The following is a 25,207-nucleotide window of genomic DNA, read 5'->3' on the forward strand; positions in this document are numbered from 1 at the left end:
GCGATACCTTGAGCCCATGAGCGATCGAGTCGTGTCCGTGTCCCGTGTGATCGAGGCGTCGCCGGAGGCGATCTTCGACGTGCTCGCCGACCCGGCCCGACACGCCGAGATCGACGGGTCCGGCATGGTCCAGAATCTCCGCGGGGAATCATCCCGCCTCGAACTCGGTTCCACGTTCGGCATGGACATGAAGATGGGGCCGCTGCCCTACAAGATCTCGAACACCGTGAAGGAGTTCGAAGAGAACCGTCTGATCTCGTGGGCCCACTTCGGTGGCCACCGCTGGCGGTACGAGCTGACACCGACCGAGGTCGACGGCACCCCCGCGACCGAGGTCACCGAGAGCTTCGACTGGTCCACCTGCAACCCGATCGTCGGCAAGGGCATCGAACTCGCCGGCTACCCGAAGAAGCACCCGGCCGGCATGACGGCGACGCTCGAACGGCTCGCTGCGGCCGTCGAGGGCTGACGCCCCACCGGCTCACGGCCGGGCACTCACTACAAGGACCCCCACGATGACGACCGACGCGATGACGACCGATGCGATCCACCTGTACTGGCGACCCGGATGCGGATTCTGCTCGATGCTGCGACGCGGGCTCGACCAGGCCGGTATCGAGACGGTCGACCATGACATCTGGGAGAACCCGGCCGACGCGGCGATCGTGCGGCACTACGCCAACGGCAACGAGACCGTGCCGACCGTCGTGGTCGGCGACGTCGGGCTCGTCAATCCCTCGGTCAAGCAGTTGACGGCGCACCTGCAGCAGCACGCACCTCACCTGCTGCCCGACGGTTTCGAGGCGCCCTCGGCGGGTCTCATCGGCCGGTTGTTCGGCGCCTGAACGGCGGAGTCGACACCGTTCACCCGATCGGGTGGTCGCCGTCGACGGCCGTTTACGGGCGATGGTGGTCGGGTACGCACGGTTCACGAGACGCCGATCCGGGCGTCGCACGAACCGAAAGGATCAACCCCATGTCGACCGATCGCCGAGTCACCAAGGACCTCATCCAGACGCTGGAGGACGGCAAGGACGGTTTCGCCCGCGCCGCCGACAAGCTGGCCGAGACCGATCGCCCCGATCTCAGCACCAAGATGCGGACGTTCTCCGATCAGCGCTCGCGATTCTCTGCCGAACTCGAACAGATGGCAGCGAACTACGGCGACGACGTCGACGAGGACGGCTCGGTCGCCGGCGCGATCCACCGCGGCTGGATGGCCGTCAAAGACGCCATCTCGGGCTCCGATCCCGAAGGTGTGCTCGACGCCGCCGAGCAGGGTGAGGACCATGCCGTCGCCGAGTACCGCGATGCGCTGACGAAGGACATCTCACCGAATCTGCGGGTCGTGCTCGAGCGTCAGTTCGTCGAGATCAAGCAGGCGCACGACGACGTGAGGGCGCTCCGCAACATCCACGCCTGATCATGCTCCCGGCCACCGAATGGTGGTCGTTGCGTTCCGACCGGCCGGTCCCATCGGGGCCGGCCGGTTCGCGTGTTTGCTCAGCGGCATTCGGCGCAGGTGCCGTAGATGTCGACGGCGTGATGGCTCGCCGTGAATCCCGACGCCTCGGCGACGGCGTCGAACGTGTGGTCCATCGCCGCCTCGACGTCGTCGGGCAACGTCACGTCGACGACGGTGCCGCACCCTTCGCAGATCAGGTGATGGTGGTGCTCGGTCAGGTCCTCGGCGAGTTCGAAGTGTGCGTGATCGCCGACGTGCACGAGTCGGCGCACGACGCCCGCATCGACCATCACCGACAGGCTCCGGTAGGCGGAACTCTGCGCAAGGCTCGCGTCGGCCTGCAACAGGTCCGGCAACGTGATCGGGGCTCCCGCCGTGACCAGGGCGTCGACGACGGCGCGCCGGTTGGTGGTGTACTGCTGGTCCTGGTCGGCGAGCCGGGCGGCGACCGAGCGGTGGAGGTCGGGGTCGGTGGGCATGTCAGATCGGGTCGTGTTCGTGCTCGTGCGGATGCACGCTGTGGTGTGGGACGAGATCGGGGCCGTGCGGCTCGCCGTGATCGTGACCGTGGTCGTCGACCACGATCGTCGTGCCGTCGTCGCGGATGAGCCGCCCACCGAACGCCTCGGCGAGCAGCGCCGGGACGAGGACGTCGTCGGGTCGGCCGTCGGCGAGCACACAACCCGCCATCAGCATCACCCGGTCGGCGCGCCGGGCCTCGGCGAGGTGGTGCGTGGAGAACACGACGATGCCGCCGTCGGCCGCATGCCGTTCGATCACGTGCAGGATCCGGAGCTGACTCGGCAGATCGAGCCCCGTGATCGGTTCGTCGAGCAGGAGCAGGTCGGGACCTGACGCGATCGCCTGCGCCACCAGTACCCGCTGTTGCTGTCCGCCGGACAGGTCGCCGAACGAGCGTCGCCGCAGGTGACCGACTTCGAGGAGTTCGGCGGCGGCGTCGATGCTCGCCCGGTCGTCGGCGCGCAGTCGGCCGAGCAGCCCGCGGTTCGGGAACCGCCCCATCCGCAGCACCTCCTCGACGGACAGCGGCATCCATCGGTGGTGGTCGTGGTGCTGCGTCACCATCGACACGGTGCCGTCGACGGCGAGGCGACCGTCGTCGGGCCGCACGAGTCCGGCGAGCAGCGACAGCAGCGTCGTCTTGCCACTGCCGTTGGAACCGACGAGCGCGACCGACGTGCCGGCCTCGAGCTCGAACGACGTCGGGGCGAGCGCCACGGTCGTCCCGTAGTGCACGCAGACGTCGACCGCCGAGGCGGCACCGAGGGGGTGGGAAACCAGCGTGGTTGTCATGAGAACAGTTCTCACTCTAGCATCACGAGAATGGTTCTCACTCGCACCGCCGTCGCCGTCGCCGCGACGATCTCCACGCTCGCCGCCTGCTCCGGTTCCTCCGACAGCACCGCCGTCGACCCAACCGACGACGGCGTCTCGGTCATGGCGACGACGAGCATCTGGGCCGACATCGCTTCGAACGTGCTCTGCGGCGAACCGGTCGACGCGCTCATCCCGGTGGGCGCCGATCCGCACACGTTCGAGCCGTCGTTGCGCGACCGTGAGTCGCTCGGCGACGCGGATCTCGTCGTCGCCAACGGCAGCGGCCTGGAAGGCAGCCTGATCGAACTGCTCGACACGGTGGTCACCGAAGGGGTCAACGTGGTCGAGATGACCAGCCACATCGACGTGATCACCGCCGACGACGAGGATCACGACGAGGATCACGACGAGGATCACGACGAGGATCACGACGAGAACGAGGATCACGACGAGACCGACGACGGGCACGGGCACGCCCACGTCGGGGACGCCGACCCGCACGTGTGGCAGGACCCGACCCGGGTCGCCGGTGCACTCGACGTGATCGCATCGGCCGGCGGCGCGATCGGCCTGGACGACTGCGGCGCCGCGTACGCAACCGAGCTGACCGACCTCGACGCCGAGATCACCGACCTGCTCGCCGACATCCCCCCGGCGCAGCGGATCATCGTGACCAGCCACGACGCGCTCGCCTACTTCGCGGACCGGTACGACCTCGAGGTCGTCGGCACGGTGATCCCGTCCACCAGCACGCTGGCGCAGACGAACGCGGCCGACCTCGCGGCACTCGCCGAACTGATCGAGCAACGCGGCGTGTCGGCGATCTTCACCGAGGAACTCGGAGCGACGGCCGACGCCGATGCACTCGCCGACCGACTCGGCGTCGCGGTGGTGCCGCTCGTCACCGACGCGCTCACCGGCGACGACGACACCTACATCGGCATGATGCGTTCGAACGCGACGAAGATCGCCGAGGCGCTCACACCGTGAGTCGGCCGTGACACATCGGGCATGATGGGCACACGATGAACTGGTTGTCCGACCCGATCGACTGGTGGATCACGCCGTTCACCGACAACCCGTTCCTGCGCGACGCGCTCTGGGCTGCGCTCCTGACCGTCCTGTGCACGAGCGTCATCGGCACCTGGGTCGTCCTGCGCGGCTTGAGCTTCCTCGGCGACGCCCTCGCCCACGGCGTGCTGCCCGGCATCGCGATCGCGTTCGTGATGGGCTCCAACACCACGATCGGTGCCCTGATCGCGGCGCTCGCGATGGTCGGCGGCGTCCAGTTGATCCGCAGTGCGTCACCGCTGCCGGACGACGCGTCGATCGGGGTGCTGTTCGTCGGGTTCCTCGCGCTCGCCGTCGTCATCACGTCGGCACAGACCGGTCGGGGCGCCGGCGACCTGACCCGGTTCCTCTTCGGATCGATCAACGCCGTCGACGGCACCGACCTCCGCACGCTGATCGTCGTGGCCGGGCTCACCGTCGGTGGCGTCGTCGTGCTCCACCGCGCACTGCTGGTCAGTACGTTCGATCTCACGCAAGCCCGTCTGATCGGGTTCCGCCCGCAGCTCACCCACTTCGTGCTGCTCGTGCTGCTCGCCCTGTCGATCGTGGCGTCGTTCGAGACCGTCGGCAGCCTCCTCGTGTTCGCGTTCCTGATCGCACCGCCCGCCACCGCGTCGCTGATGGTGTCGCGCGTCCCGCTGATGATGGTGGTCGCGGTCGCGATCGGCAGCGCCTCGGCCGTGATCGGGCTGTTGATCAGCTACCACCACGCCACGGCGACCGGAGCGACCATGGCGCTGATGACCGTGATCGCGTTCGTCGTCGGACTCGCGGGACGCCGACTCGCCGACCTGCGCGGCTGATCAGCGCGCGCCGATCAGATCGTTCGCAGCACGAGCAGGTACTGGCCACCACCTGGTTCCACGTCGGCGGCCACTGCGAGATCGGGTTCGAGCCGCGACAGCCGGTCGACGAGCCAGTCGGCTGCCTGGCGGGCGTCGTGTTCGTCGGGGCAACGGGCCATGACCTCGCGACCGCCCTTGCGCGACAGGCGTTCGACGCTGGTGAGGATCACGGCGGGGTCGACGACGAACAGGTGCTCGGCCCACGGCACGACGGGTTTGACCTTGCCCTTGCCGGTGTTGCAGCCACGGTGGGCCAGACGTTCGACCGGCGGACCCGACGCCTTCTTCTTCGCCCGCCGCTCGGTGATCAGGCTGTCGATGCTCGGGCCACGACCGTCGTTGACCGACATGTCGGGATCGACCGCCTCGTCGCACAGCCAGCAGCGCCAACCGTCCCGCTCCCCGATCACGTCCATTCGCGCCATCGCGGCACCGTAGCCGCAGGGCCGAGGATTCAATCGTGCGACGGCGGCGTTACTCTCGGGCCCATGGCTGACTCCCGGCTCGCCGGCACCCAGATCGCCGATTCGGTGATCGATCTGTTCGGGGGCACGCCCCTCGTGCGGATGAAGCGCATGATGGAGGTCGAGCAGCTCCCCGCCGTGCTCGCGATGAAGATGGAGACCACCAATCCCGGCGGTTCGTCCAAGGACCGGCCGGCGTTGGAGATGATCCTCGCGGCCGAGGCGAGCGGCGAACTGCAACCCGGCGGCACCATCGTCGAACCGACCTCCGGCAACACCGGCGTCGGGCTCGCGATCGTCGCCGCGCAACGTGGTTACAACTGTGTGTTCGTCATGACCGACAAGGTCGCACCCGAGAAGATCTCGCTCCTGCAGGCGTACGGCGCCGAGGTCGTCGTGTGTCCGGTGGCCGTGGCGCCCGACGACCCGCGCAGCTACTACAGCGTCGCCGAGCGGCTCACCGTCGAGCGCAACGCGTTCCGACCCAACCAGTACGCGAACCCGAACAACCCGCTCTCCCACTACAAGACCACCGGGCCCGAGATCTGGGAACAGACCGCCGGACGGATCACCCACTTCGTCGCCGGCGCCGGCACCTGCGGGTCGATCACGGGGACCGCCCGCTATCTGAAAGAGCAGAACCCCGACATCAAGATCATCGCCGCCGACCCGGAGGGTTCGGTGTTCTCCGGCGGCTCGGGCCGGCCGTACCTGGTCGAAGGCGTCGGCGAGGACTTCTTCCCGGCCGCGTGGCAGCCGGAGTTGTACGACGAGACGATCGCGATCTCCGACGCCGACAGCTTCCACATGGCCCGTCGGGTCAGTGAGACCGAAGGCATCCTGATCGGCGGCTCGGGCGGCATGGCCGTCGCCGCCGCGATCCAGGTCGCCAAGCAGGCAGGGCCCGACGACATCGTCGTCGTGTTCAACCCCGACTCCGGCCGCGGCTACCTGTCGCGCCTGTTCGACGACGAGTGGATGGCCACGTACGGGTTCACCACCGAGTGCGAACAATGCGTCGGCGCCGTACTCGAAGCCCGCAACCCGTCGCTCGAGAGCCTGCTCTACGTGAACCCGGACGAGACGGTGCGGGTCGCGATCGAACGCATGCGCGCCAACGGGGTCAGCCAACTCCCGGTGTGCAAGAACACACCGCCGTTCGCAGCCGCCGAGGTCTCGGGCTCGGTCGACGAACTCGAGTTGATGGAGGCGATCGCCGGCGACTCCGGTGTCATGGACGTGCCCGTCGAGGACGTGATGGGCCCGCACCTGCCGACCATCGGCGCCGGCCAGAAGCTCGAACGAGCGCTCGAGATGCTCCACACCGCGCCGGCCCTGCTGGTGCTGTCCGACGGTCGACCGCTCAGCGTGCTGACCCGCACCGACATCCTGTCCTACTTCGACGCACGCGCCGACTACTGAACCACCACTGGGAGGTCCTCATGGGTGAAGAAGAACAGCAACAGGGCTGGGCGTTCGAGACGCTCGCCATCCACGCCGGCCAGGAGCCCGACCCGTCGACCGGGGCGGTCGTCACACCGATCTCGCTGTCGACCACGTTCGCCCAGAGCGAGGTCGGCGTGCACCAGGGCTACGAGTACTCGCGATCGGGCAACCCGACGCGCACCGCGGTCGAAACCCAGGTCGCGGCGCTGGAGGCCGCACGACACGGCCTGGCGTTCGCCAGCGGACTGGCCGCCGAGGACAACATCATGCGTCTGCTGACGCAGGGCCGGCGCACGCTGCTCGGCAACGACGCGTACGGCGGCACCTTCCGGCTGATCAACAACGTGTGGTCGCCGCTCGGGTTCCCCTGGACAGCGGTCGACCTCAGCGATCTCGATGCGCTCGTCGCGAACTGGCCGGACGACACGGGCCTCGTGTGGCTCGAGACGCCGACCAATCCGCTGCTCACGTGTTTCGACATCGAGGCGATCGCCGAGATCGCCCACGCACGCGGAGCCCTCGTCGTGGTCGACAACACGTTTGCCACGCCGTACCTGCAGCAGCCGATCACGCTCGGCGCCGACATCGTCCTCCACTCGGCCACCAAGTACCTCGGCGGCCACAGCGACGTGGTCGGCGGGTTCCTGGCGGTCGACGACGACGAGATCGCCGACCGGCTGCGCTACACCCAGAACGCCGCCGGAGCCGTCCCCTCGCCGTTCGACAGCTATCTCGTGCTGCGCGGCGTCAAGACGCTCGGCGTGCGGATGGACCGCCACTGCGAGAACGCGAGGGCGGTCGTCGACCTGCTCGCGTCCCACCCCGCGGTCGAGCGTGTGCTCTACCCCCAACTGCCCGACCACCCCGGCCACGAGGCCGCCGCCAAGCAGATGCGCGACTACGGCGGCATGGTCAGCTTCCTGGTCAAGGCCGGCGAAGACGCCGCCAAGCGGATCGCGGCGGGCACCGAGCTGTTCACCCTGGCCGAATCGCTCGGTGCGGTCGAGAGTCTGATCGAACACCCGGGCGCGATGACGCACGCCTCGGCGGCCGGCAGCCCACTCGAGGTTCCCGACAACCTCGTCCGGTTGAGCGTCGGTATCGAGCATGCGAGCGACCTCGTCGCCGACCTCGCCCAGGCGCTCGAACGCGCCTGAACCGCCCCGACCCGACGAGCTGATCCCGATGACCTCCGAGCGACCGAACATCCTGTTCGTCCTCACCGACCAGCAACGGCTCGACTCGATGGCCGCCTACGGCAACCGGTGGATCGAGACGCCGAACATGGATGCCCTGGCCGCCCGCAGCGTCGTCTTCGAGAACACCTACTGCACACAACCGGTGTGCACCCCGGCGCGGGGCTCGATCATGACCGGGCTGTACCCGCACGCGACCGGCGTGACCCGCAACGGCATCAGGTTGCCCGACGACACGCCGTCGCTCGGCGAGCTGATGCCCGACGAGTACCACAACGCCTACATGGGCAAGTGGCACCTCGGCGACGACGTGGTCGCCCAACGCGGCTTCGACACCTGGGTCGCGATCGAAGACTTCCACCGTGCCTCCTACTCCCGCGACGAGTACCGCGAGATCGAGCCCGCCTACAACGACTGGTTGCGCAGCCACGGCATCACTCCGCCACCGTGGACCGAGAGCTACGAGGAGTGGGCGCCCGGAGCCGCGTTGTCCGAGGAGCAGACCCAGGCCGGTTTCCTCGGACACGTCGCGACCGAGTTCATCAACGACCGTCCACGTGGGCAACACGCCGATCAGCCCTGGTTGTTGATGGTGAACTTCTTCGAGCCCCACCCGCCCTACACCGGCCCCCTCGACGACCTGTACGACCCCGACACCATCGAGGTGGGCGAGGCGTTCATGCGTCCACCCGAGTCGGGGGCGCTCGTCAATCGACTCCGATCCGAGTTCTACCTCGGCGGCGGCAACAACCCGTTGGGTCGAGCGGGCGGCGACGTCCACGACACCACCACCGAGGCGGGGTGGCGGAGGCTCCGAGCCCAGTACTTCGCGAACGTCACGCTCGTCGACCGCCAACTCGGCCGGATCCTCGACGCGCTCGAGACCTCCGGCCAGGCCGAGCGGACCGTCGTGGTGTTCTCCAGCGACCACGGCGAGATGGCCGGCGACCACGGCATGTGTGAGAAGCGCACCCTCTACGAGGGAGCGACGCGGGTACCACTGCTGATCCACATTCCGGGTCGTCCGGCACGGCAACGACGAGTGCCGGGCTCGCTCAGCCACGTCGATCTCGTACCGACGCTCCTCGAACTCGCCGGTGCCCAGCCACCACCCGGGCTACACGGAGCGAGCCGCGTCGACGTACTCCGTGGCGAGGCCGACCTCCGCGACCACGACGTCTTCATCGAATGGACCGGTCTCGGCGATCGCGACCTCGGGTCGGACGAGATCAACCGCATGGTCGCCGTCCCGTGGCGCAGCGTGGTGTCGAGCGACCGGTTCAAGCTGAACCTCTGCCGGGGCGACCAGTGCGAGTTGTACGACCTGACGAACGATCCCGAGGAGTTGCGGAACCTGTTCGACGCCCCGGCGCACCGAGACCGGGTCCGAGAGTTGACCGAACGGGTTCGCGCCTGGCAGATCGCCACCGGCGACTCGATGCCCCTGCCGACGGTCTGACATCACGTCGCAGGATGCATGACGCCATGGCCGGTTGGGTACCGTGAGCGACATCGAAGCGAAACCGACACCCACCCCGAATCGGCCGCTCGTGATCGCGGCGAACCGGCTGCCCGTCGCGCTCAACGGCGATGGCGAATGGGAAACCAGCCCGGGCGGCCTCGTGCGCGCGCTCCTGCCGATCGTGCAGGCGAGCAGGGGCGCCTGGGTCGGCTGGACCGGCCAGGCCGACAGCTCGTCCGACGTCATCCACACCGACGGTGTCGAGATGCACCCGCTGCCGATCACGGCCGACGAGATGGAGCGGTACTACGAGGGCTTCGCCAACGACACGCTCTGGCCGCTCTATCACGACGCCATCAAGGAGTCGAACTTCGACGGCGACGACTGGAACGCGTACGTCGCGGTCAACGAGCGGTTCGCGATCCGCCTCGCGAACATCGCACCGCAGAACGCGCTCGTCTGGATCCACGACTACCACCTCCAGCTGGTCCCGGCGATGCTGCGGGCCCAGCGGTCCGACCTCCGGATCGGGTGGTTCAACCACATCCCGTTCCCGCCGCTCGAGCTGTTCCAACGTCTGCCGTGGCGCACCGAGATCATCAAGGGCCTCCTCGGCGCCGACGTGCTCGGGTTCCAGCGTGAGCGCGGCGCCCGCAACTTCATCGCCGCCGCCCATCAGTTGGTCGAGGCGACCGAGGTCGACGACGACCTGGTGAACTTCGATGGTCGCAACGTGCTCGTCAGCAACTTCCCGATCTCGATCGACGTCGACGACTTCGAGCTGCTGGCGAGCGGACGTGCGACCCGCCAGCGGACGGCGCAGATCCGTACCCGACTCGGCGACCCCGAAGTGATCCTGCTCGGCGTCGACCGACTCGACTACACCAAGGGCATCGGCGCCCGACTCCGTACATTCGGACGGCTGCTCGACAGCGGTCGTCTCGACCCCGAGCGTCACGTCCTGGTCCAGATCGCCACGCCGACCCGACAGGGGGTCGAGCTCTATCAGGAGGAACGCCGCGAGATCGAGCAGATCGTCGGCGAGATCAACGGCGTGCACTCGCGGCTCGGCTTCCCGGTCATCCACTATCTCCACCAGATGCTGCCGCTCGACGAGCTGATCCCGCTCTACCGTGCCGGCGACGTCATGCTCGTCACGCCGTTCCGCGACGGCATGAACCTCGTCGCCAAGGAGTACGTCGCCGCCCACGTCGACGGCGACGGCGTGCTCGTCCTCTCCGAGTTCACGGGAGCCGCCGACGAACTCAACGACGCGTTGCTCGTCAACCCACACGACGAGCACGCCTTCGAAGACGTGATCGTCCGCGCGGTCGAGATGCACCGCCACGAACGCCGGCCACGCATGGAAGCGATGCGCAAGGCGATCGAATCGGCCAACGTGGGAATGTGGGCCCACTCCTTCATGGAGGTCCTCGACACGTGAGCGCACCGGACGACCTCACACCCACCGAGCTCGCCGAGCTGATCCGGCCTCATCTCACCACCGGTCTGATCGCATTCGACGTCGACGGGGTGCTGGCACCGCTCGTCGCACACGCCGACGCCGCACGACTCTCGCCCGACGTGCACGAACTGCTGTCACGGCTGGCGACACTCGCCACGGTCGGCATCGTGTCCGGCCGGGCGGTCGAGAGCCTCGAGCGGCTGTTCGCGTTCCCGGCCGAACTGCACGTGTTCGGCAGCCATGGGCTCGAAGAGCGGGGTGCGCCGGCGGCACCGCTCGACGACGACGAGCGGTACACGTTCGACCAACTCGAGATCATCGCAACACGCGGCGCCGACGCAGCGGGCGATGGTGCCTGGCTCGAGTACAAGCCGGCCAGCGTGGTGTTGCACACCCGCGAAGCCGACGACGCACGAGCCGCACCCGCCGTCCAGGCGGTCACGAACCTCGGGCGCATGATCGACGGAGCCCAGGTCACGCCGGGCAGCGGCGTGGTCGAGCTGCTCGCGCGCAGCGCCAGCAAGGGCGACGCGCTGCGTGCGCTCGCACAGCGCGAGGGCTGCGACCCGATCGTGTTCCTCGGCGACGACGTGACCGACGAAGACGCGTTCGCCGTCATGGGCGACGACGACGTCTCGGTGCGCGTCGGCCCGGGCGATTCACGAGCCCGCTACCGGTTGGCCGACCCGACGGCAGTCGTCGAACTGCTCGGCGCGCTGGTCGGCTGAGTCACGCCACCCCGGCGGCGAGCGCATCGACCACCGGAGCGAACCCCTCGGGGTCGCGGACCACGTAGTGCGTGATCCCCAGCGACGCCCGATACCGCTCGATCTGGTCGACGATCCGGTCGACGGTGCCGAGCAACACGAATGGTGTGTCGGCGACGACCTCCTCCGGCAGTCCGAACCGGTCGGCGAGTTCGCCGGTCGACGGCGCATCGGAGCCGACGTGGGTGAACTGCACGAGGGCCGACCGTTCGATGTCGTCGTGGCGGTCGCCGGCGGCGGCTTCGAGCCATCGGCTCCGCTCGACCAGCCGATCGAGCGCGAACCCGGCGCCGGAGGGCGCCCCGTCGTCACCGTGGGTGAGACCGGTGAACTGGAAGATGTCGGCGTGGCGCCCGGCGAGCGCCACCACCCGTCGGCCGTGGCCACCGATCAGGAACGGGACGTGTGGCTGCAGTGGGCTGATGCCGAGCGACTCGATGTGCACCTGTTCGTGCTCCCCGTCGGCGGTGGCCGAGCCATCGTCGAGCAACGATCGGAGGATCGTGAGCGACTCGCCGAATCGGGAGACCCGCGGCCCCGGCGGGCGGATCGGGGATCCGATCCCGTCGTGTTCGGCCTCGGCGTACCCGGTGCCGAGGCCGAGCACCAACCGTCCGCGGGTCATGCGGTCGACCGTGGCCGCCGTTCGGGCGAGCAGCGCCGGATGGTGGAACTCGTTGTTGAGGACGAGCGGTCCGACCCGGAGCCGCTCGGTGGAGTGGGCCGCGATGACGAGCGGGACGAACGGGTCGACCAGCTTGGTCGCTCCCGGCGAGTCGGCACTCCCGATGTGGTCGTAGCTGAACAGCTCGTCGTACCCGAGCGACTCGACGAGCCGAGCGTGGTCGACCAGTGCGTCGACGTCGTCGAACGGGCCACCCTGGACGGCGAAGCGGTACGGACGGTCCATGACGAGATGCTATCAGTAGATATCAACTGGCTATCAAACGGTGATCCGGGTCGCTATCATCCAAGCATGCCGCCGGCACGAGCGCCCCTCTTCGTCCGACTCTCCGCGCCGCTGCTCGACCAACTCGACGCCCGCATCGAGATCGACGGGCGCACGAAACAGGCCGTCGTCGAGGACCTGCTCGCTCGGCAACTCGACGCCCCGGAAGCTCCCGACGACGACATCGTCGACCTCGACGGTGTCGCGGCGATCCTGCGGGTGGCGCCTGCCGACGTGCTCGACCGGATCGCCGACGGCGACTTCCCCGCCCGACGTTTCGGCACCGAGTGGCGTTTCAGCCGCTCGGCGGTCGGCGCCTGGCTCCACGGGACCGACACCGTCACCGATCGCCGCACCGGCTTCGCCGCCGACTGAACCGCCGACGTCTCAGAACAGTGTCGGCTGTTCCGGTCGGTACACGCGAGGGCATGCCGTCCACGGCACGTAGTTGTCCATGAAGACCCACGTGCGCCGGTGGATCGCCGACGGGCCGTACCCCTGCAGCGCCGACTTGTGGAGCGGACACGGGTACCCCTTGTTCGTATCGAACGACCAGTTCGGGTAGCTCTCCGACAGCTCGCGCATCTCACGATCACGGACGACCTTGGCGAGGATGCTCGCCGCTGCGACGCTCAGGCAGTGCCGGTCGGCCTTGACCCGCATCTCGACGTTGGCCACCGACGGAGACACGAAGTTCCACTTGCCGTCGCTGACGGCCACGTCGGGGGTGACGCCGAGACCCTCGACGGCGCGCCGACACGCCAGCTTCTGGGCGTCGGCCATGCCGAGTTCGTCGCATTCCTCCTGCGAGGCCGCCCCGGTCGACCATGCATCGCACCAGCTCGCGATCCGCTCGAACAGCCGCTCACGCTCTCGTTCGGAGAGCACTTTCGAGTCACGGACGCCGAGCACCCGTCGCTCGCGTGGCAGGATCGCCGCGCCGACCACGAGCGGACCGGCCCAGGCACCACGCCCGACCTCGTCGATCCCGACCACGGTCTCGAACCCCTTGGCCCACATCTCCTGCTCGATCTTGCGGGTGGGTGCCCGGCCGGGTGCCATCGAAACCGACGCTACCGCTTCCGGTCGGGTTCGCCGGAGCGAGCTGCCATGATGAGCCGATGGAACTGCGAGTCGTCGGGGCCGGTCTCGGGCGAACGGGCACCAAGTCGCTGCAGGAGGCGCTCCAACTGCTGCTCGGGGCGCCGTGCTACCACATGGCCGAGGTGTCCCGACAGCCCGATCACGTCGACACGTGGCGTCGCGCCGCCGAGGGCGACCCGCCCGACTGGCGCGAGTTCTTCGACGGCTACGCCGCTGCGGTCGACTGGCCGGCGGCTTCGTTCTGGGAGGGCATCGCCGACGCGTTCCCCGACGCGATCATCCTCCACTCGACGCGCCGCGACGCCGACACGTGGTTCCGCAGCGCGTCGCAGACGATCCTCCGGGAACGCGAACGCGACCCCGACGACCCGTTCACCCCCATGCGCACCGCCATGATGGCGCGCACGTTCGACGGCCCCGAGACCGACCGCGCCGTGGCCGTCGCCGGCTACGAGCGCCACAACCGGCACGTGCTCGCGACCGCGCCGCCCGAACGGCTGCTCGGCTATCAGCCGGGCGACGGGTGGGAGCCGCTGTGTCGCGCCCTCGGCGTGCCCGTGCCGGACCTCCCGTTCCCACACACCAACACCACCGCCGAGTTCCGTCGGCGCGCCGGACTCGGGGACTGACCCGTGCACCACGACATCACCCTGCTCGACGGCGGCATGGGGCAGGAGCTGCTCCTGCGCGCCGATGCCGAACCCGCACCGCTGTGGTCCAGCCAGGTCATGATCGATCAGCCCGAACTGGTTCGTGACGTCCACGCCGACTTCATCGCTGCCGGCGCCGACGTGATCACGGTCAACGCATACTCGGCGACCCGCTGCCGCCTCGGTCCCGCCGGGTTCGGCGACGACTACGAGCGGCTGCAGCAACTCGCGTGCCGGCTCGCCGTCGAGGCCCGCGGCGACCGCTCCGACGTACGGATCGCCGGCTGCCTCTCGCCGTACGGATGGACCTACCGACCGGAGATGGCACCGCCGTTCGACGAACTGTGGCCGCTGTACGCCGAGACTGCGGCGTTGCAGGCACCGCACGTCGATCTGATCATCTGCGAGACCATGGGGTCGATCGACGAGGCTCGCGCCGCGGTCACCGGCGCCGCTGCGACCGGCCTCCCGGTGTGGGTCAGCTGGACGCTCATCGACGACGACACGGCCCGACTCCGCAGCGGCGAACCGCTCGTCGACGCGGTCGCGGCACTCGCCGAACTCGACCCTGCTGCGACCCTCGTGAACTGTTCGGTGCCCGAGGCGTTCACGGCGGCGATGCCGGCGCTCGCCACGAGCCCGGTGCCGTTCGGCGCGTATGCGAACGGCTTCAGTCACATCGTCGACGACTACGCACCCGGTCAGGTCACGACGCTGCTCGGCCACCGCCACGACCTGGGGCCGGACGCGTACGCCGATGTCGCTCTCGGGTGGGTCGGCCAGGGAGCCACGATCGTGGGCGGGTGCTGCGAGATCGGACCGGGCCACATCGCCGAACTCGACCGACGACTCGCCGGGCTCAGCTGAACGAGCCGGGTTCGCCGTCGAGGTCGATCTCGACGTCAGGTTCCGACGGTTCGACGACCGGTGCGGGTGTCGCATCCCCGGCCACATCCGAGACGATCGGCTGGGCACCGGGGGGCGGCGGCCACAGCGTCTCACCCTTCGTCTCCGACGAGCTCCACTCGGGAGCGGCGATCGGCGCCGACAGCTCGATGGCATCACCGGTCTGCTCCCACAGCAGCGCCGGTCGCTCGCCGTGCCAGCGGATCGCGAACGAGACCGCCGAACCCGCGACGGTCGGCACGCCGTACACGTCGACCGACCGTCCCAGCCAGTCGCCCGGCATCCCGACCGGCAGCAGTGCGCCCGCCCGGGCGAGATGGGATTCGAGCCACGCGATCGACCGAACGCCACCGGGCGGGTCGGCCGGTGGCGCTGACGGGGATCGACGAGCGACGATGCGCTCGAGGTCGCGCCGAGCACGCCGCTCCCCCGCCACCGTCAGGACACGGCCGGCGGCAGCCAGCGCCGCGTCGGCGTCCCATCCTGCGACCGGACCCAGCGCCTGGACGGCGTCGACGAGTTCGGGCATCCACGGATCGGGCGGTTCGCCCATCCGGACCAGTTCGCCGAGCGCGAGCACGAAGCCGGCCGCGTCGTCGGCGGCCCGCGGAATCGACCCGAGCGCGATCTCGCACCGTTGCGCCGTGATCTCCTCGGCGAGCAGCGAGCCACGATCGCCATCGGGGAGGACGAACCTGCTGGCCCGCTCGGTCAACGACAACCAGCCCCGGACCACCTGCGTCATCGTGGACACACCCGCCGGGATCGGACCCGATCGCTGCCCGCCGTGGGCGAGTGCGATGCGGGCGGTCGCCTGGTGACCGAGGGGGATGACGAAGGCGCCCTCGGGGAGTTCGATCCCTTCGATCGGCACATCGACGATGGGCCGCTCGGTCAGGACATCGCTGCGGTCGAACGCCACGGCGACGGCCATCGGTGACTCGTTCTCGAACTCGACGACCGTCAGGCCGCCGGCGTCGGCGACGGAGTAGATGCGCTGCACCACGTCGCCGCTCGGCACGCGCACCCTGGTCTCGGTGACCGCCGTACCCTCGACCCGCCGCTGACGGACCGAGGTCTCCTCGGCGGGGACGTGCCATCGGTCGTCGGCCGCGACGAACCAGTCGAGGGTGGGGACGTCATCCCACGGCTCGATCGTGCCCCATTCGGTGATCGAGGCGCGCCAGGGTCGTCCGGTCACTCCGGTCGTGATCACGGGGCGCTACTCGAGTTCGCTCTTGGACGTTCGCGACATCAGCGCCGTGAGTGCTTCGCGGGCGTTCCGGCCCTCGTGGCACACGGCGACGACCTGCTCGGTGATCGGCATCTCGACACCGTACCGACGGGCGAGGTCGAGCACACTCGGAGAGCTCTTGACGCCCTCGGCCACCATGTTCATCGATGCCAGGATGTCGTCGATCGTCTGTCCGCGGCCGAGCGCGAGTCCGACCGAGTTGTTGCGGCTCTGTTTGGACGAGCACGTGGCGATCAAGTCACCCATGCCGGCCAAACCGGCGAACGTGGCCGGATCGCCGCCCATCGCCACCCCCAGCCGCGACATCTCGGCCAGCCCGCGGGTGATCAGCGTGGCGCGGGTGTTGTCACCGAACTCCATTCCCTCGGCCATGCCCGACGCGATCGCGATGACATTCTTGACCACACCGGCGACCTCGCATCCGACGACGTCGGGGTTCGTGTACACGCGGAGGCTCGGCCTGGTCAGGATCCGCTGGAGCTCGCGGGCGATCGTCTCGTCGGGGATCGCCACGACGCTCGCCGCCGGCTGACCGGCCATGATCTCCTTGGCCAGGTTGGGGCCGGTCATCACGCCGATCGGACGGCCCGGCATCTCCTCGGCCGCGACCTCCGTCATGCGCATCAACGTTTCGCGCTCGATGCCCTTGGTGAGGCTCACCACCGGCACCCAGGGCCGGAGATACTTGGCCGCTTCGACGGCGACGGCACGGAATCCGTGTGACGGCGCAGCGAGGATCACGACGTCGGCGCTCTCGACGGCCTCGGCCATCGACGCCGTCGCCTGCAGCCGGTCGGGCAGGGTGAACGCCGGCAGATAGTCCGGGTTGACTCGGGCAGAGTTGATCTGGTCGACGAGCTCGGCACGCCGGGCCCAGAGCATGGTCGGGGTGTTGGCACTGGCGAGCGCGGCGACGGTGGTTCCCCACGAACCGGCACCGACGACCGCGACACGAATCTCGGGAGTGGGCGCCATGGCCGCAGCGTAGGCGCTGGGCATTCGTCGCGGTGGAGCCTGGCTCCACGATCCGTCCGAGCAGCACGTAACCTCGGCGGGGTGGAGACGGCCGCGCTCATTCCGATCAAGGGCTTCCACGCCGCCAAGGCCCGACTCGCACCGGTCCTCGGCGAGGCCGACCGAGAACGACTCGCCCGTTGGATGGCGACCCGGGTGGTGCAGGCATTCGGTCCGATCCCGACCTTCGTGGCCTGCGACGACGACGGGGTCGCCGCCTGGGCCGAGACGCTGGGCGCGAGCGTGCTGTGGGGACCCGGGCTCGGCCTGAACGGTGCGATCGACGTGGGGGTCGAGACGCTCGCCGGCAAAGGCGTCGATCACGTCGTCATCGCCCACGGCGATCTCCCTCGCCCCGAGGCGCTCGCCGGCGTCGCGGTGACCGGGACGATCGTCCTCGTCCCCGATCGCCGGCGCGACGGCTCCAACGTCATCGCCCGCCCGACATCCGTCTCGCTGCCGGCCGAGTACGGCGCCGGCAGCTTCGAACGTCACCTCGCGTCGGCGCTCGCCGCGAACGTACCGGTCCAGGTTCGCTCCGATCCGCACCTGTCGATCGATGTCGACACGATCGACGACTGCCGACACCCGATCGCCGCCGCAGTGCTCCGTCCCTTCCTGGGCGACAGGATGCCGACGTGAACGCCAACGAGCCGGGACAGCCCGCCAACCCGGTCGCTGCGCACAGCCGAGACCTGCCGACCCCGCGTGTCGCGCTCGCGATCGGCGCCCACCCCGACGACATCGAGTTCGGCTGCGGCGCCACGCTCGCCAAGTGGGCCGCCGACGGATGCGTCGTCCACCACCTGGTGTGCACCGACGGCTCCAAGGGCACCTGGGACGCCGACGCCGACAAGGTGGCGCTCGCCGAACGGCGGCAGGTCGAGCAGCGCGAGGCCGCCCGCCGCTTGGCCGGCGACCACGCCGGCGAGTGCCGGTTCCTCGAGTACGTCGACGGCGAACTCGACAGCGATCTGGTCGCGCGTGGCCGGGTGGCACGGGTGATCCGCGAGCTCCGACCCGATGTCGTACTCGGACACGACCCGTGGAAGCGGTACCGGCTGCACCCCGACCATCGCCACGCCGGACTCCTGGCGTGTGACGGGGTGGTGGCTGCTCGCGACCCGCACTTCTACCCCGAGCACGGCATTCCGCAGCACCGCCCCGAACGGCTCCTCCTGTTCGAAGCCGACGTGCCGAACCACCTCGAGGACGTCACGACATGGGTCGCGACCAAGCTGCATGCGCTCGAGGCCCACGAGAGCCAGTTCGAATCGACGATGCACGCCGTCGACGACGACCAACTCGCAGCCTTCCGCCGGCGGATCAGCGAGCGACTCGAAGATCTCGGACGGCCGGACGGCGTCGGCGCCGCCGAGGTGTTCGCACTCATCGACGATCTCTGATCGGCGTCTGCCGACTGCGCCCCGGACGCGACGAGGGGCGGGCCGATCGGCCCGCCCCTCGCATCGCTCGATCGAGCAGCGTCAGGACTTCTTGCGCGCTGCCGTCTTCTTGGCCGGAGCCTTCTTCGCCGCAGCCTTCTTCTTGGCGGGCGCCTTCTTGGCCGGAGCCTTCTTCGCGGGCGCCTTCTTCGCTGCGGCCTTCTTCTTGGCCGGAGCCTTCTTGGCGGGCGCCTTCTTCGCTGCGGCCTTCTTCTTGGCCGGAGCCTTCTTGGCGGGCGCCTTCTTGGCCGGAGCCTTCTTCGCGGGCGCCTTCTTCGCTGCGGCCTTCTTGGCCGGAGCCTTCTTGGCAGGCGCCTTCTTCGCTGCGGCCTTCTTCTTGGCCGGAGCCTTCTTCGCGGGCGCCTTCTTCGCTGCGGCCTTCTTCTTGGCCGGAGCCTTCTTGGCAGGCGCCTTCTTCGCCGCGGCCTTCTTGGCCGGAGCCTTCTTCTTCGCAGCCATCAGCTGCTCAGCGCCCCGGGTTGAGGGCGGACTTGAGGGTCGAGCTCGCGGTGAACTTCATCGCGGTCGAGGCCTTGATCGGCACCGGCTCACCGGTCTGCGGGTTGCGGCCGGTACGCGCCGGGCGCTCGGTGGTGCTGAACGAGCCGAAGCCCGGCCATGCGACCTTGTCGCCACCCTTGGTGGACGAAACGACGATGTCGAAGAACGCACCAACGGTGCGCTCGGCGTCAGCCTTCGACACACCAGCGGCGTCGGCAACGGCTTCGAGCAATTCTGCCTTGGTCATGAGATTTCCTTTGTGATTCGCAGATGGACGAGTCACGCGAGCGTGTCTCGGTGCCCGTCGGGCTGTCTTCATCAAAGGCGTCAAACTACATCGATGCAACTACCAATGTGTTTGCATCTGCAATCAGACTCTCGTCCGGCCCTTTCGGATCAACGGTCTGCGAGGTAGCTCTCGGTGTCGAACGATGCGAGGCCGACCCTTAAGCGCGCCGCGAAGTCGGCCGAACGAACCTCGCCGTACTTCTGCCGCGGCCAGAAGAATCCGCGCAGGCCGTCACCCTTGGTTCGCGGCGCAACGTGCACGTGCAGATGGGCGACGCTCTGGCTGACGATGTTGTTCATCGCCACGAACGTGCCGCCCGCCCCGAGCGCGTCGGGCATCACCGCCGCGATCATCTGGACCCGACGGAAGAACGGACCGGTCGCGGTGCCGGGCAGATCGGTCAGCTGGACCACGTGGCGAGCAGGAACCACCAGCGTATGGCCCCAGAACAGTGGCGTTCGGTCGAGGAACGCGACGGCGACGTCGTCGGCCCACACGATGTCGGCGGGAGCGGATCCGGCGACGATGTCGCAGAAGATGCACGGCACGGCGGGATCGTCCATCGGCCCACGTTAGGTCGCTGTTCGCACACCGTTCCCCCAGGCAGCGGCGACCATCCCCCACCGGTTCACCACCGTCGGATACAACTGCGATCGTTAAACCGCCATCAACGATCCGAGTCCACTCGACCCCACACGAGGTGCCTGTGACCGACCTTCAGACGAACGCCCGCCAGCGGGCAATCGCAACCGCCCAGCGCGAAGGAGGTGATCACGAATCGTCAGCGGAGACCACGACCCGGATCGTCGTCGACACGTCCGTACTGATCGCCGATCCGCACTGTTTCGACACGTTCGGCGACGCCGCACTCATCGTGCCGCTGACCGTCGTCGAAGAACTCGACTCGCTCAAGACCCGGCCCGACGACGTCGGTCGCGCCGCCCGGACGGCGCTCCGGACGATCGAGGAGTACCGGGTGCAGCACGGCGGATCGTTGGCCGAACCGGTCGCGGTCGGCGACGGCACCCTGCAGATCGAGATCAACGGCATCCAGAAGCATCTGCTCGTCGAGCACGGGCTCGACGTCAGCGTGCCCGACAACCGCATCATCGGTGCCGCGCTCGGCCAGGCCGGCAAGGGCCCCACGGTCATGCTCTCCAACGACGCTGCGCTCCGCATCAAGGCCGCCCACCTCGGCCTGACCGCCGCCGCCCACGAACCGACCAAGGCCGGTCGGGGTGACCGCCCGGTCGGCTGGGTCGTGATCGAAGCGGGCCACGACGTCGTCGATTGCCTGTACGCCGCCGGCGGCGTCGACGTCGGAGCGGTCGAGGACGCGACGACCCTCCACGACAACGAGTTCGCCGTGCTGCGGTCGGGTTCGCAATCGGCGCTGACCCGCCGGATCGGCGACGAGCTGGTGTTGCTCCCTCACTCCTTGCCCGAACCGTGGGGTCTGCGACCACGCAACAAGGAGCAGCGTTTCGCCGTCGAACTGCTCCTCGACCCCGACATCGCCGTGGTCACGCTCGACGGTCGCGCCGGAACCGGCAAGACCATCCTCGCGATCGCCGCCGCACTCGAGCAGGTCGTCGAGCAGCAGCGGTACGAGCGGGTCGCGGTGTACCGACCCCTCGTGCCGGTCGGCCGCGCCGACGTCGGGTTCCTGCCCGGCGGCCTCGAGGAGAAGCTCGATCCCTGGATGTCGGCCATCCACGACGCGATCGTGGCGCTCACCGACCGGAACAGCAGCCACGACGCGCGCCGGCTGATCGAGGAGCTCACCGCCCGCGGCCAGCTCTCGCTCGAGTCGGTCACCTTCCTCCGTGGCCGCTCGCTCCAGCGTCAGATCGTCGTGATCGACGAGGCACAGAACCTCGAACCGACGACGTTGCGGACGATCCTCACCCGCATCGGTGACGGCACCAAGGTGATCTTCACCGGCGACACGAGCCAGATCGATGCTCCGTACCTCGGCGAGTCGAACAATGCCCTCGCCGTGCTCACCAACGCCTTCGGCGGCCAGCGCTGCTTCGGCCACGTCACGCTGACGGCGTGCGAGCGCAGCGACGTCGCCAGCCTCGCGGCCGAGCTCCTCTGAGCGGTCGGCCGGCCTCCCGGCCGACGACCGATCGAAGGTTGCGACACCTGCGGTCTAAGTTGCTGGTCGTGGAGGCAGCCGACACGTCCGAACACACGGCTCCGGCTCAGACCGGGGCGGCACGGGCCGATCTCCCCCGCTTCGCGGTCGTCGATGTCGAGACGTCGGGTCTGTCCACGCGACGCCATCGACTGCTGCAGATCGCCGTAATCACGGTCGTGGGCGGCACCGTCGTCGACGAATGGTCGACCCTGATCAAGCTCCGCTGGCCGCTCTCGCGAGTGGGTCCGCGCCGTGTGCACGGCATCACCCGGGCATCGCTGCGCGGCGCGCCGCGCCAGCGAGAGGCGCTCGGCGAACTCGCGCGACGCCTCGACGGAGCGGTCTTCACCGCCCACAACGTGCGCTTCGACTGGTCGTTCATCGAGCGGGCCGCCAAGCGTTCCAAGGTGCCGATCAGACCGACACACCGGCTGTGCACGCTGGGCCTGTCGCGATCGCTCGATCCCGACCGGGCGCTGTCACATCGACTCGGCGACGTGTGCGAGCGGTACGGCATCAGCAACGACCGACCGCACGATGCGCTCCACGACGCTCGCGCGACCGCGGCGGCACTGGGGTTCCTGCTCGACGCTCACGGCGTCGCCGTGGCCGACGACCTCGATCCGCTCTACGAGCGCCGGTAGCGGTCGAGCACCCGTTCGGTCGCGGCCCGAGCGGTGGCCCGCCATTCGCTCGGCTCGATGACCTCGGCGTCCGGGCCGAGCCGAACGAGCAACCGGGTGAACCACGGCTCGCTCACCACGGCCAGGGTCGCGGTCACCCATCCGTCGGCGTCGGGCTCGCTCCGGTGATCGACCGGGTAACGCTCGACCGCCCAGCGCGCCGACGGCGCCAACCGAACGGTCACCCGCGGGATCGAGCCGTCGGTGAACCAGTCGCCCGGTACCGGCAAGGGTTCCGACGACGGGGTCGGGGTGGCGCCGGTCGACTCGATCTCCTCGATCCGGTCGATGCGGAAGGTGCGAACCTCACCGGACCGATCGTCGTCCGCGGTCACGTACCACTCGCCGCGGTCGGTGAACACCTGGCGTGGGAGCACCAACCGTTCGGTCACGTCGTCGCGTGACGGCCTGCGGTACCGGATCCGTACCTGCTCGCCTCGTTCGGCGGCGGCGGCGAGGCTGCTCGCCGCCTCGGGCCGGTCGAGGTCGATCCGCACACCCGAGGTGTCGTCGTCGCCCAGGGCTGCGGCGAGCTTGGCGAGGCCACGTCCGAGCGGACCGTCGGCATCGGCTCCCGGGAGTTCCATCGCGGCACGGCCGGCCGCGAGCAGTTCCCACGCCTCGAGTGCGTTGAGACGGAGCGGTCGGGTGAACAGACGCGGCACGCCGACCCAGATCATGCCCTCGTCGATGAACACGTCGATCAGTTCGTCGACGAACGGCGGCAACCCGCACATCGCCACGAGCTCGAGATCCTTGGCGATCTCGGCTTCGGTCAGGTCGAACCGTTCGGCCGTCTCCGCGACCGACACCTCGCCCCGCTCCATCAGCCAGGGCAGCATGACCAGCAGCCGCCGGAGTCGATCCTCGGCCCCGCGAGGCCCGCGGCGAACCGAGCTCATGCGACCGCCGCCTCGAGGAAGGCGACCACGTCGTTGCGCAGGGCGACCGGCTCGAGCACCTCGGCGTGTTCGAGGTGGCCGAGCAACCACGACCGGAACGCCGGCACGTTGGCGCACGGCACCGCCACCTCGACGGCGCCGTCGTCCAATGTGCGCCGCACCCGTTCGCGGCCCAGGTCGCGGACGACCGCTGCGGCACGGGGGGCGTCGATCCGCACCAGCGCGTCGGGCGCGGTCGCGTCGGCCCCGATCATCTTCGGATCGTCGGGGAACGCGGTACGGGGGTCGAAGTCGGCGGGGCGCTCGAACGGCGCCCGTTCGTGGTCGATCTCCACAGCGCCCTGGACACGATCGATGCGATAGGTGCGGCGTTCGCCGCGGGCATGGTCGAAGCCGATCAGGTACCAGTAGCCGTCGCGCAGGAGGAGCCCCCAGGGATCGACGGCACGTTCGAGGTCGTGATAGCGGAACCCGACCGTGCGTCGTGCCGACACCGCCTCGCGCAGCGTGGGGAGTTCGGCAACGTCGGGCAGGTTGGCCACGACGGTGGCGCCACGGTCGATGACCCCGCCACCGAGCTTCCAGAGTGCATCCTGCGCCGGCGACGACCCCGGCCGCGTCGCTGCGAGCGCGACCTGGAGCGCTCGCATCTCATCGGCGTCGAGATCGAGACCGTCGAGCTCGTACCGCTCACGATCGATCCAGTACCGCGTCTGCCCGGCCTCGGCGCCACCGATGATCTCCTGTTCGATCGGCACACCGATCTCGCGCAACGCCGCCTTGTCGCGTTCGAATGCCGCTCGGCGAGCGGTCTTCGACTCGGGATACTGACCGGTGAGCTCGCCGGCGATCTGCACGAGGCTGAGCGGCTCGGGCGTCTCGAGCAGCAATGCCAGCAGGTTCGTGAGGCGTTCGACGCGGTCGGTCATGCGTCAGCGGTGGTAGTCGTAGAAACCCCGACCGGCCTTGCGGCCGAGGAGCCCCGCATCGACCATGCGCGAGAGCAGCGGCGGCGGGGCGTAGAGCGGCTCCTTGAACTCGGTGTAGAGACTCTCGGCGACGGCGAGGGTGGTGTCGAGCCCGATCAGGTCGGTGAGGTGCAGCGGTCCCATCGGGTGGCTGCACCCCTCGACCATGCCGGTGTCGATGTCCTCCGCCGACGCGAAGCCCGACTCCATCATCCGGATCGCCGACAGCAGATACGGGATCAGCAGCGCGTTCACCACGAACCCGGCGCGGTCCTGGCTCTTGATGACCCGCTTGTGCAGCACGTCGGTGGCCAGGGACTCGCTCCGCTGCGTCGTCTCGTCGCTCGTCATCAGGCTCGTGACGAGTTCGACCAGCTTGAGCACCGGGACCGGGTTGAAGAAGTGGATGCCGATGACCTGCTCGGGGCGCCCGGTGGCGGTGCCGAGTTTCATGATCGGGATCGAGCTGGTGTTGCTCGCCAGGATCGCGTCGTCGGCGGTCAGCGCCTGGTCGAGCTGCTTGAAGATGTCGACCTTCATCGCCTCGTCCTCGACGACCGCCTCGACGACGAGTTGCCGGTCGGCGAGATCGGCGACGTCGGTGGTGAAGCTCAGGCGAGCGAGCGCGTCGTCGCGTTCCTGCTCGGTCATCTTCCCCGAGCTCAGGCCGCGGTCGAGCGACTTCACCAGCCGGGCTCGGCCCGCCTCGGCCGCTGCCTCGTCGATCTCCCTGACCATCACGTCGAGGCCGGCCCGGGCCGAGACCTCGGCGATACCGGAGCCCATCAGGCCGCAGCCCACCACGCCGATTCGTTCGATTGCCGGTGCAGAGTCAGTCATAGGTCTCCGATTCTGCCGCAACCGACGTCCGACGCCATC

At 69.0% G+C, this 25,207-nt stretch carries 30 protein-coding genes; 17 read left to right on the forward strand and 13 right to left on the reverse strand.

The features are described from left to right. The first annotated feature begins 16 nt into the window (after positions 1–16). From R8G01_09855 to R8G01_09865, 3 genes are all read left to right on the forward strand, one after another. Complete coding sequence (locus R8G01_09855; GenBank protein ID MDW3214290.1) at positions 17–469, forward strand: SRPBCC family protein; 453 nt, start codon at positions 17–19, stop codon at positions 467–469. 46 nt (positions 470–515) lie between these two features. Continuing rightward, positions 516–845: a glutaredoxin domain-containing protein gene (locus R8G01_09860; protein ID MDW3214291.1), complete on the forward strand. Its 330-nt coding sequence runs from the start codon at positions 516–518 to the stop codon at positions 843–845. Between the two features lie 131 nt (positions 846–976). Then, complete coding sequence (locus R8G01_09865; GenBank protein MDW3214292.1) at positions 977–1,423, forward strand: PA2169 family four-helix-bundle protein; 447 nt, start codon at positions 977–979, stop codon at positions 1,421–1,423. A gap of 80 nt (positions 1,424–1,503) precedes the next feature. Here the strand turns inward: R8G01_09865 and R8G01_09870 are convergent, their stop codons facing one another. Together R8G01_09870 and R8G01_09875 are read right to left on the reverse strand one after the other, a co-directional pair. Beyond that, positions 1,504–1,944 (reverse strand): Fur family transcriptional regulator, encoded by a 441-nt coding sequence (locus R8G01_09870; GenBank protein ID MDW3214293.1) that lies wholly within the window; start codon positions 1,942–1,944, stop codon positions 1,504–1,506. 1 nt (position 1,945) lies between these two features. After that, complete coding sequence (locus tag R8G01_09875) at positions 1,946–2,779, reverse strand: metal ABC transporter ATP-binding protein (protein MDW3214294.1); 834 nt, start codon at positions 2,777–2,779, stop codon at positions 1,946–1,948. Positions 2,780–2,809: 30 nt separating this feature from the next. On the opposite strand from R8G01_09875, the gene R8G01_09880 reads away from it, so the two are divergent. Then, a complete protein-coding gene (locus tag R8G01_09880) occupies positions 2,810–3,793 on the forward strand; it encodes a metal ABC transporter substrate-binding protein (protein ID MDW3214295.1) in 984 nt (327 codons plus the stop codon). 35 nt (positions 3,794–3,828) lie between these two features. Further along, positions 3,829–4,677, forward strand: a complete 849-nt coding sequence (locus R8G01_09885) for a metal ABC transporter permease (GenBank protein MDW3214296.1) — start codon at positions 3,829–3,831, stop codon at positions 4,675–4,677. A gap of 14 nt (positions 4,678–4,691) precedes the next feature. On the opposite strand, the gene R8G01_09890 is transcribed toward R8G01_09885, so the two are convergent. Further along, positions 4,692–5,144 (reverse strand): hypothetical protein, encoded by a 453-nt coding sequence (locus R8G01_09890; protein MDW3214297.1) that lies wholly within the window; start codon positions 5,142–5,144, stop codon positions 4,692–4,694. Between the two features lie 63 nt (positions 5,145–5,207). On the opposite strand from R8G01_09890, the gene R8G01_09895 reads away from it, so the two are divergent. The 5 genes from R8G01_09895 to otsB are packed head-to-tail and all read left to right on the forward strand — an operon-like array spanning position 5,208 to position 11,480. Then, a complete protein-coding gene (locus tag R8G01_09895) occupies positions 5,208–6,605 on the forward strand; it encodes a cystathionine beta-synthase (GenBank protein ID MDW3214298.1) in 1,398 nt (465 codons plus the stop codon). A 20-nt stretch (positions 6,606–6,625) separates the two neighbouring features. Continuing rightward, a complete protein-coding gene (locus tag R8G01_09900) occupies positions 6,626–7,786 on the forward strand; it encodes a cystathionine gamma-synthase (protein MDW3214299.1) in 1,161 nt (386 codons plus the stop codon). A gap of 28 nt (positions 7,787–7,814) precedes the next feature. Then, the gene (locus R8G01_09905) at positions 7,815–9,284 is read left to right on the forward strand and encodes a sulfatase-like hydrolase/transferase (GenBank protein ID MDW3214300.1); all 1,470 of its coding nucleotides are present in this window, start codon (positions 7,815–7,817) and stop codon (positions 9,282–9,284) included. A gap of 43 nt (positions 9,285–9,327) precedes the next feature. Continuing rightward, a complete protein-coding gene (locus R8G01_09910; GenBank protein ID MDW3214301.1) occupies positions 9,328–10,731 on the forward strand; it encodes a trehalose-6-phosphate synthase in 1,404 nt (467 codons plus the stop codon). Continuing rightward, a complete protein-coding gene (otsB, locus tag R8G01_09915) occupies positions 10,728–11,480 on the forward strand; it encodes a trehalose-phosphatase (protein MDW3214302.1) in 753 nt (250 codons plus the stop codon). Before R8G01_09910 ends, otsB begins: the two co-directional genes overlap by 4 nt. Position 11,481: 1 nt before the next feature. On the opposite strand, the gene R8G01_09920 is transcribed toward otsB, so the two are convergent. After that, positions 11,482–12,429: a TIGR03621 family F420-dependent LLM class oxidoreductase gene (locus R8G01_09920; GenBank protein MDW3214303.1), complete on the reverse strand. Its 948-nt coding sequence runs from the start codon at positions 12,427–12,429 to the stop codon at positions 11,482–11,484. A 66-nt stretch (positions 12,430–12,495) separates the two neighbouring features. Here R8G01_09920 and R8G01_09925 point away from each other — a divergent pair, with 66 nt between their 5' ends. Further along, a complete protein-coding gene (locus R8G01_09925) occupies positions 12,496–12,843 on the forward strand; it encodes a helix-turn-helix domain-containing protein (GenBank protein ID MDW3214304.1) in 348 nt (115 codons plus the stop codon). Between the two features lie 12 nt (positions 12,844–12,855). Here R8G01_09925 and R8G01_09930 read toward each other — a convergent pair whose 3' ends face one another. Beyond that, complete coding sequence (locus tag R8G01_09930; protein ID MDW3214305.1) at positions 12,856–13,530, reverse strand: ribonuclease HII; 675 nt, start codon at positions 13,528–13,530, stop codon at positions 12,856–12,858. Positions 13,531–13,589: 59 nt separating this feature from the next. Between R8G01_09930 and R8G01_09935 the strand changes: the two genes are divergently transcribed. Together R8G01_09935 and R8G01_09940 are read left to right on the forward strand one after the other, a co-directional pair. After that, a complete protein-coding gene (locus tag R8G01_09935) occupies positions 13,590–14,201 on the forward strand; it encodes a sulfotransferase (GenBank protein ID MDW3214306.1) in 612 nt (203 codons plus the stop codon). A 3-nt stretch (positions 14,202–14,204) separates the two neighbouring features. After that, entirely contained in the window at positions 14,205–15,089 is an 885-nt protein-coding gene (locus tag R8G01_09940) for a homocysteine S-methyltransferase family protein (protein ID MDW3214307.1), read from the forward strand. Here R8G01_09940 and R8G01_09945 read toward each other — a convergent pair. Together R8G01_09945 and R8G01_09950 are read right to left on the reverse strand one after the other, a co-directional pair. Then, the gene (locus tag R8G01_09945) at positions 15,082–16,344 is read right to left on the reverse strand and encodes a hypothetical protein (protein MDW3214308.1); all 1,263 of its coding nucleotides are present in this window, start codon (positions 16,342–16,344) and stop codon (positions 15,082–15,084) included. The two genes, R8G01_09940 and R8G01_09945, sit on opposite strands and share 8 nt — an antisense overlap. A 6-nt stretch (positions 16,345–16,350) precedes the next feature. After that, positions 16,351–17,358, reverse strand: coding sequence for an NAD(P)H-dependent glycerol-3-phosphate dehydrogenase (locus R8G01_09950; GenBank protein ID MDW3214309.1), 1,008 nt, complete (start codon positions 17,356–17,358; stop codon positions 16,351–16,353). A gap of 81 nt (positions 17,359–17,439) precedes the next feature. Here R8G01_09950 and R8G01_09955 point away from each other — a divergent pair, with 81 nt between their 5' ends. Continuing rightward, positions 17,440–18,039 (forward strand): hypothetical protein, encoded by a 600-nt coding sequence (locus tag R8G01_09955; protein ID MDW3214310.1) that lies wholly within the window; start codon positions 17,440–17,442, stop codon positions 18,037–18,039. Beyond that, the gene (locus tag R8G01_09960; protein ID MDW3214311.1) at positions 18,036–18,803 is read left to right on the forward strand and encodes a PIG-L deacetylase family protein; all 768 of its coding nucleotides are present in this window, start codon (positions 18,036–18,038) and stop codon (positions 18,801–18,803) included. Before R8G01_09955 ends, R8G01_09960 begins: the two co-directional genes overlap by 4 nt. Positions 18,804–18,884: 81 nt before the next feature. Here R8G01_09960 and R8G01_09965 read toward each other — a convergent pair whose 3' ends face one another. The 3 genes from R8G01_09965 to R8G01_09975 form a co-directional block, all read right to left on the reverse strand. Beyond that, positions 18,885–19,301 (reverse strand): histone H1-like repetitive region-containing protein, encoded by a 417-nt coding sequence (locus R8G01_09965; protein MDW3214312.1) that lies wholly within the window; start codon positions 19,299–19,301, stop codon positions 18,885–18,887. A 7-nt stretch (positions 19,302–19,308) separates the two neighbouring features. Then, positions 19,309–19,590: an HU family DNA-binding protein gene (locus tag R8G01_09970; protein ID MDW3214313.1), complete on the reverse strand. Its 282-nt coding sequence runs from the start codon at positions 19,588–19,590 to the stop codon at positions 19,309–19,311. Between the two features lie 149 nt (positions 19,591–19,739). Then, positions 19,740–20,195, reverse strand: coding sequence for an HIT family protein (locus R8G01_09975; protein ID MDW3214314.1), 456 nt, complete (start codon positions 20,193–20,195; stop codon positions 19,740–19,742). A 143-nt stretch (positions 20,196–20,338) separates the two neighbouring features. Between R8G01_09975 and R8G01_09980 the strand changes: the two genes are divergently transcribed. Continuing rightward, the gene (locus tag R8G01_09980) at positions 20,339–21,733 is read left to right on the forward strand and encodes a PhoH family protein (GenBank protein MDW3214315.1); all 1,395 of its coding nucleotides are present in this window, start codon (positions 20,339–20,341) and stop codon (positions 21,731–21,733) included. A gap of 68 nt (positions 21,734–21,801) precedes the next feature. Further along, entirely contained in the window at positions 21,802–22,419 is a 618-nt protein-coding gene (locus R8G01_09985) for a 3'-5' exonuclease (GenBank protein ID MDW3214316.1), read from the forward strand. On the opposite strand, the gene R8G01_09990 is transcribed toward R8G01_09985, so the two are convergent. From R8G01_09990 to R8G01_10000, 3 genes are read right to left on the reverse strand one after another with little or no spacing between them, the layout of a single operon-like run. Beyond that, positions 22,404–23,360, reverse strand: coding sequence for a WYL domain-containing protein (locus R8G01_09990; protein MDW3214317.1), 957 nt, complete (start codon positions 23,358–23,360; stop codon positions 22,404–22,406). The two genes, R8G01_09985 and R8G01_09990, sit on opposite strands and share 16 nt — an antisense overlap. Further along, positions 23,357–24,289, reverse strand: coding sequence for a WYL domain-containing protein (locus R8G01_09995; GenBank protein ID MDW3214318.1), 933 nt, complete (start codon positions 24,287–24,289; stop codon positions 23,357–23,359). The genes R8G01_09990 and R8G01_09995 overlap by 4 nt, the downstream gene beginning before the upstream one ends. Positions 24,290–24,292: 3 nt before the next feature. Next, positions 24,293–25,168 carry a 3-hydroxybutyryl-CoA dehydrogenase gene (locus R8G01_10000; protein MDW3214319.1) on the reverse strand — a complete coding sequence of 292 codons (876 nt, stop codon included), beginning with the start codon at positions 25,166–25,168 and terminating at the stop codon, positions 24,293–24,295. Positions 25,169–25,207: the final 39 nt, after the last annotated feature.

It is taken from the genome of Ilumatobacteraceae bacterium (assembly GCA_033344875.1).
In the GTDB taxonomy this organism is placed as follows: Bacteria; Actinomycetota; Acidimicrobiia; order Acidimicrobiales; family Ilumatobacteraceae; genus Ilumatobacter.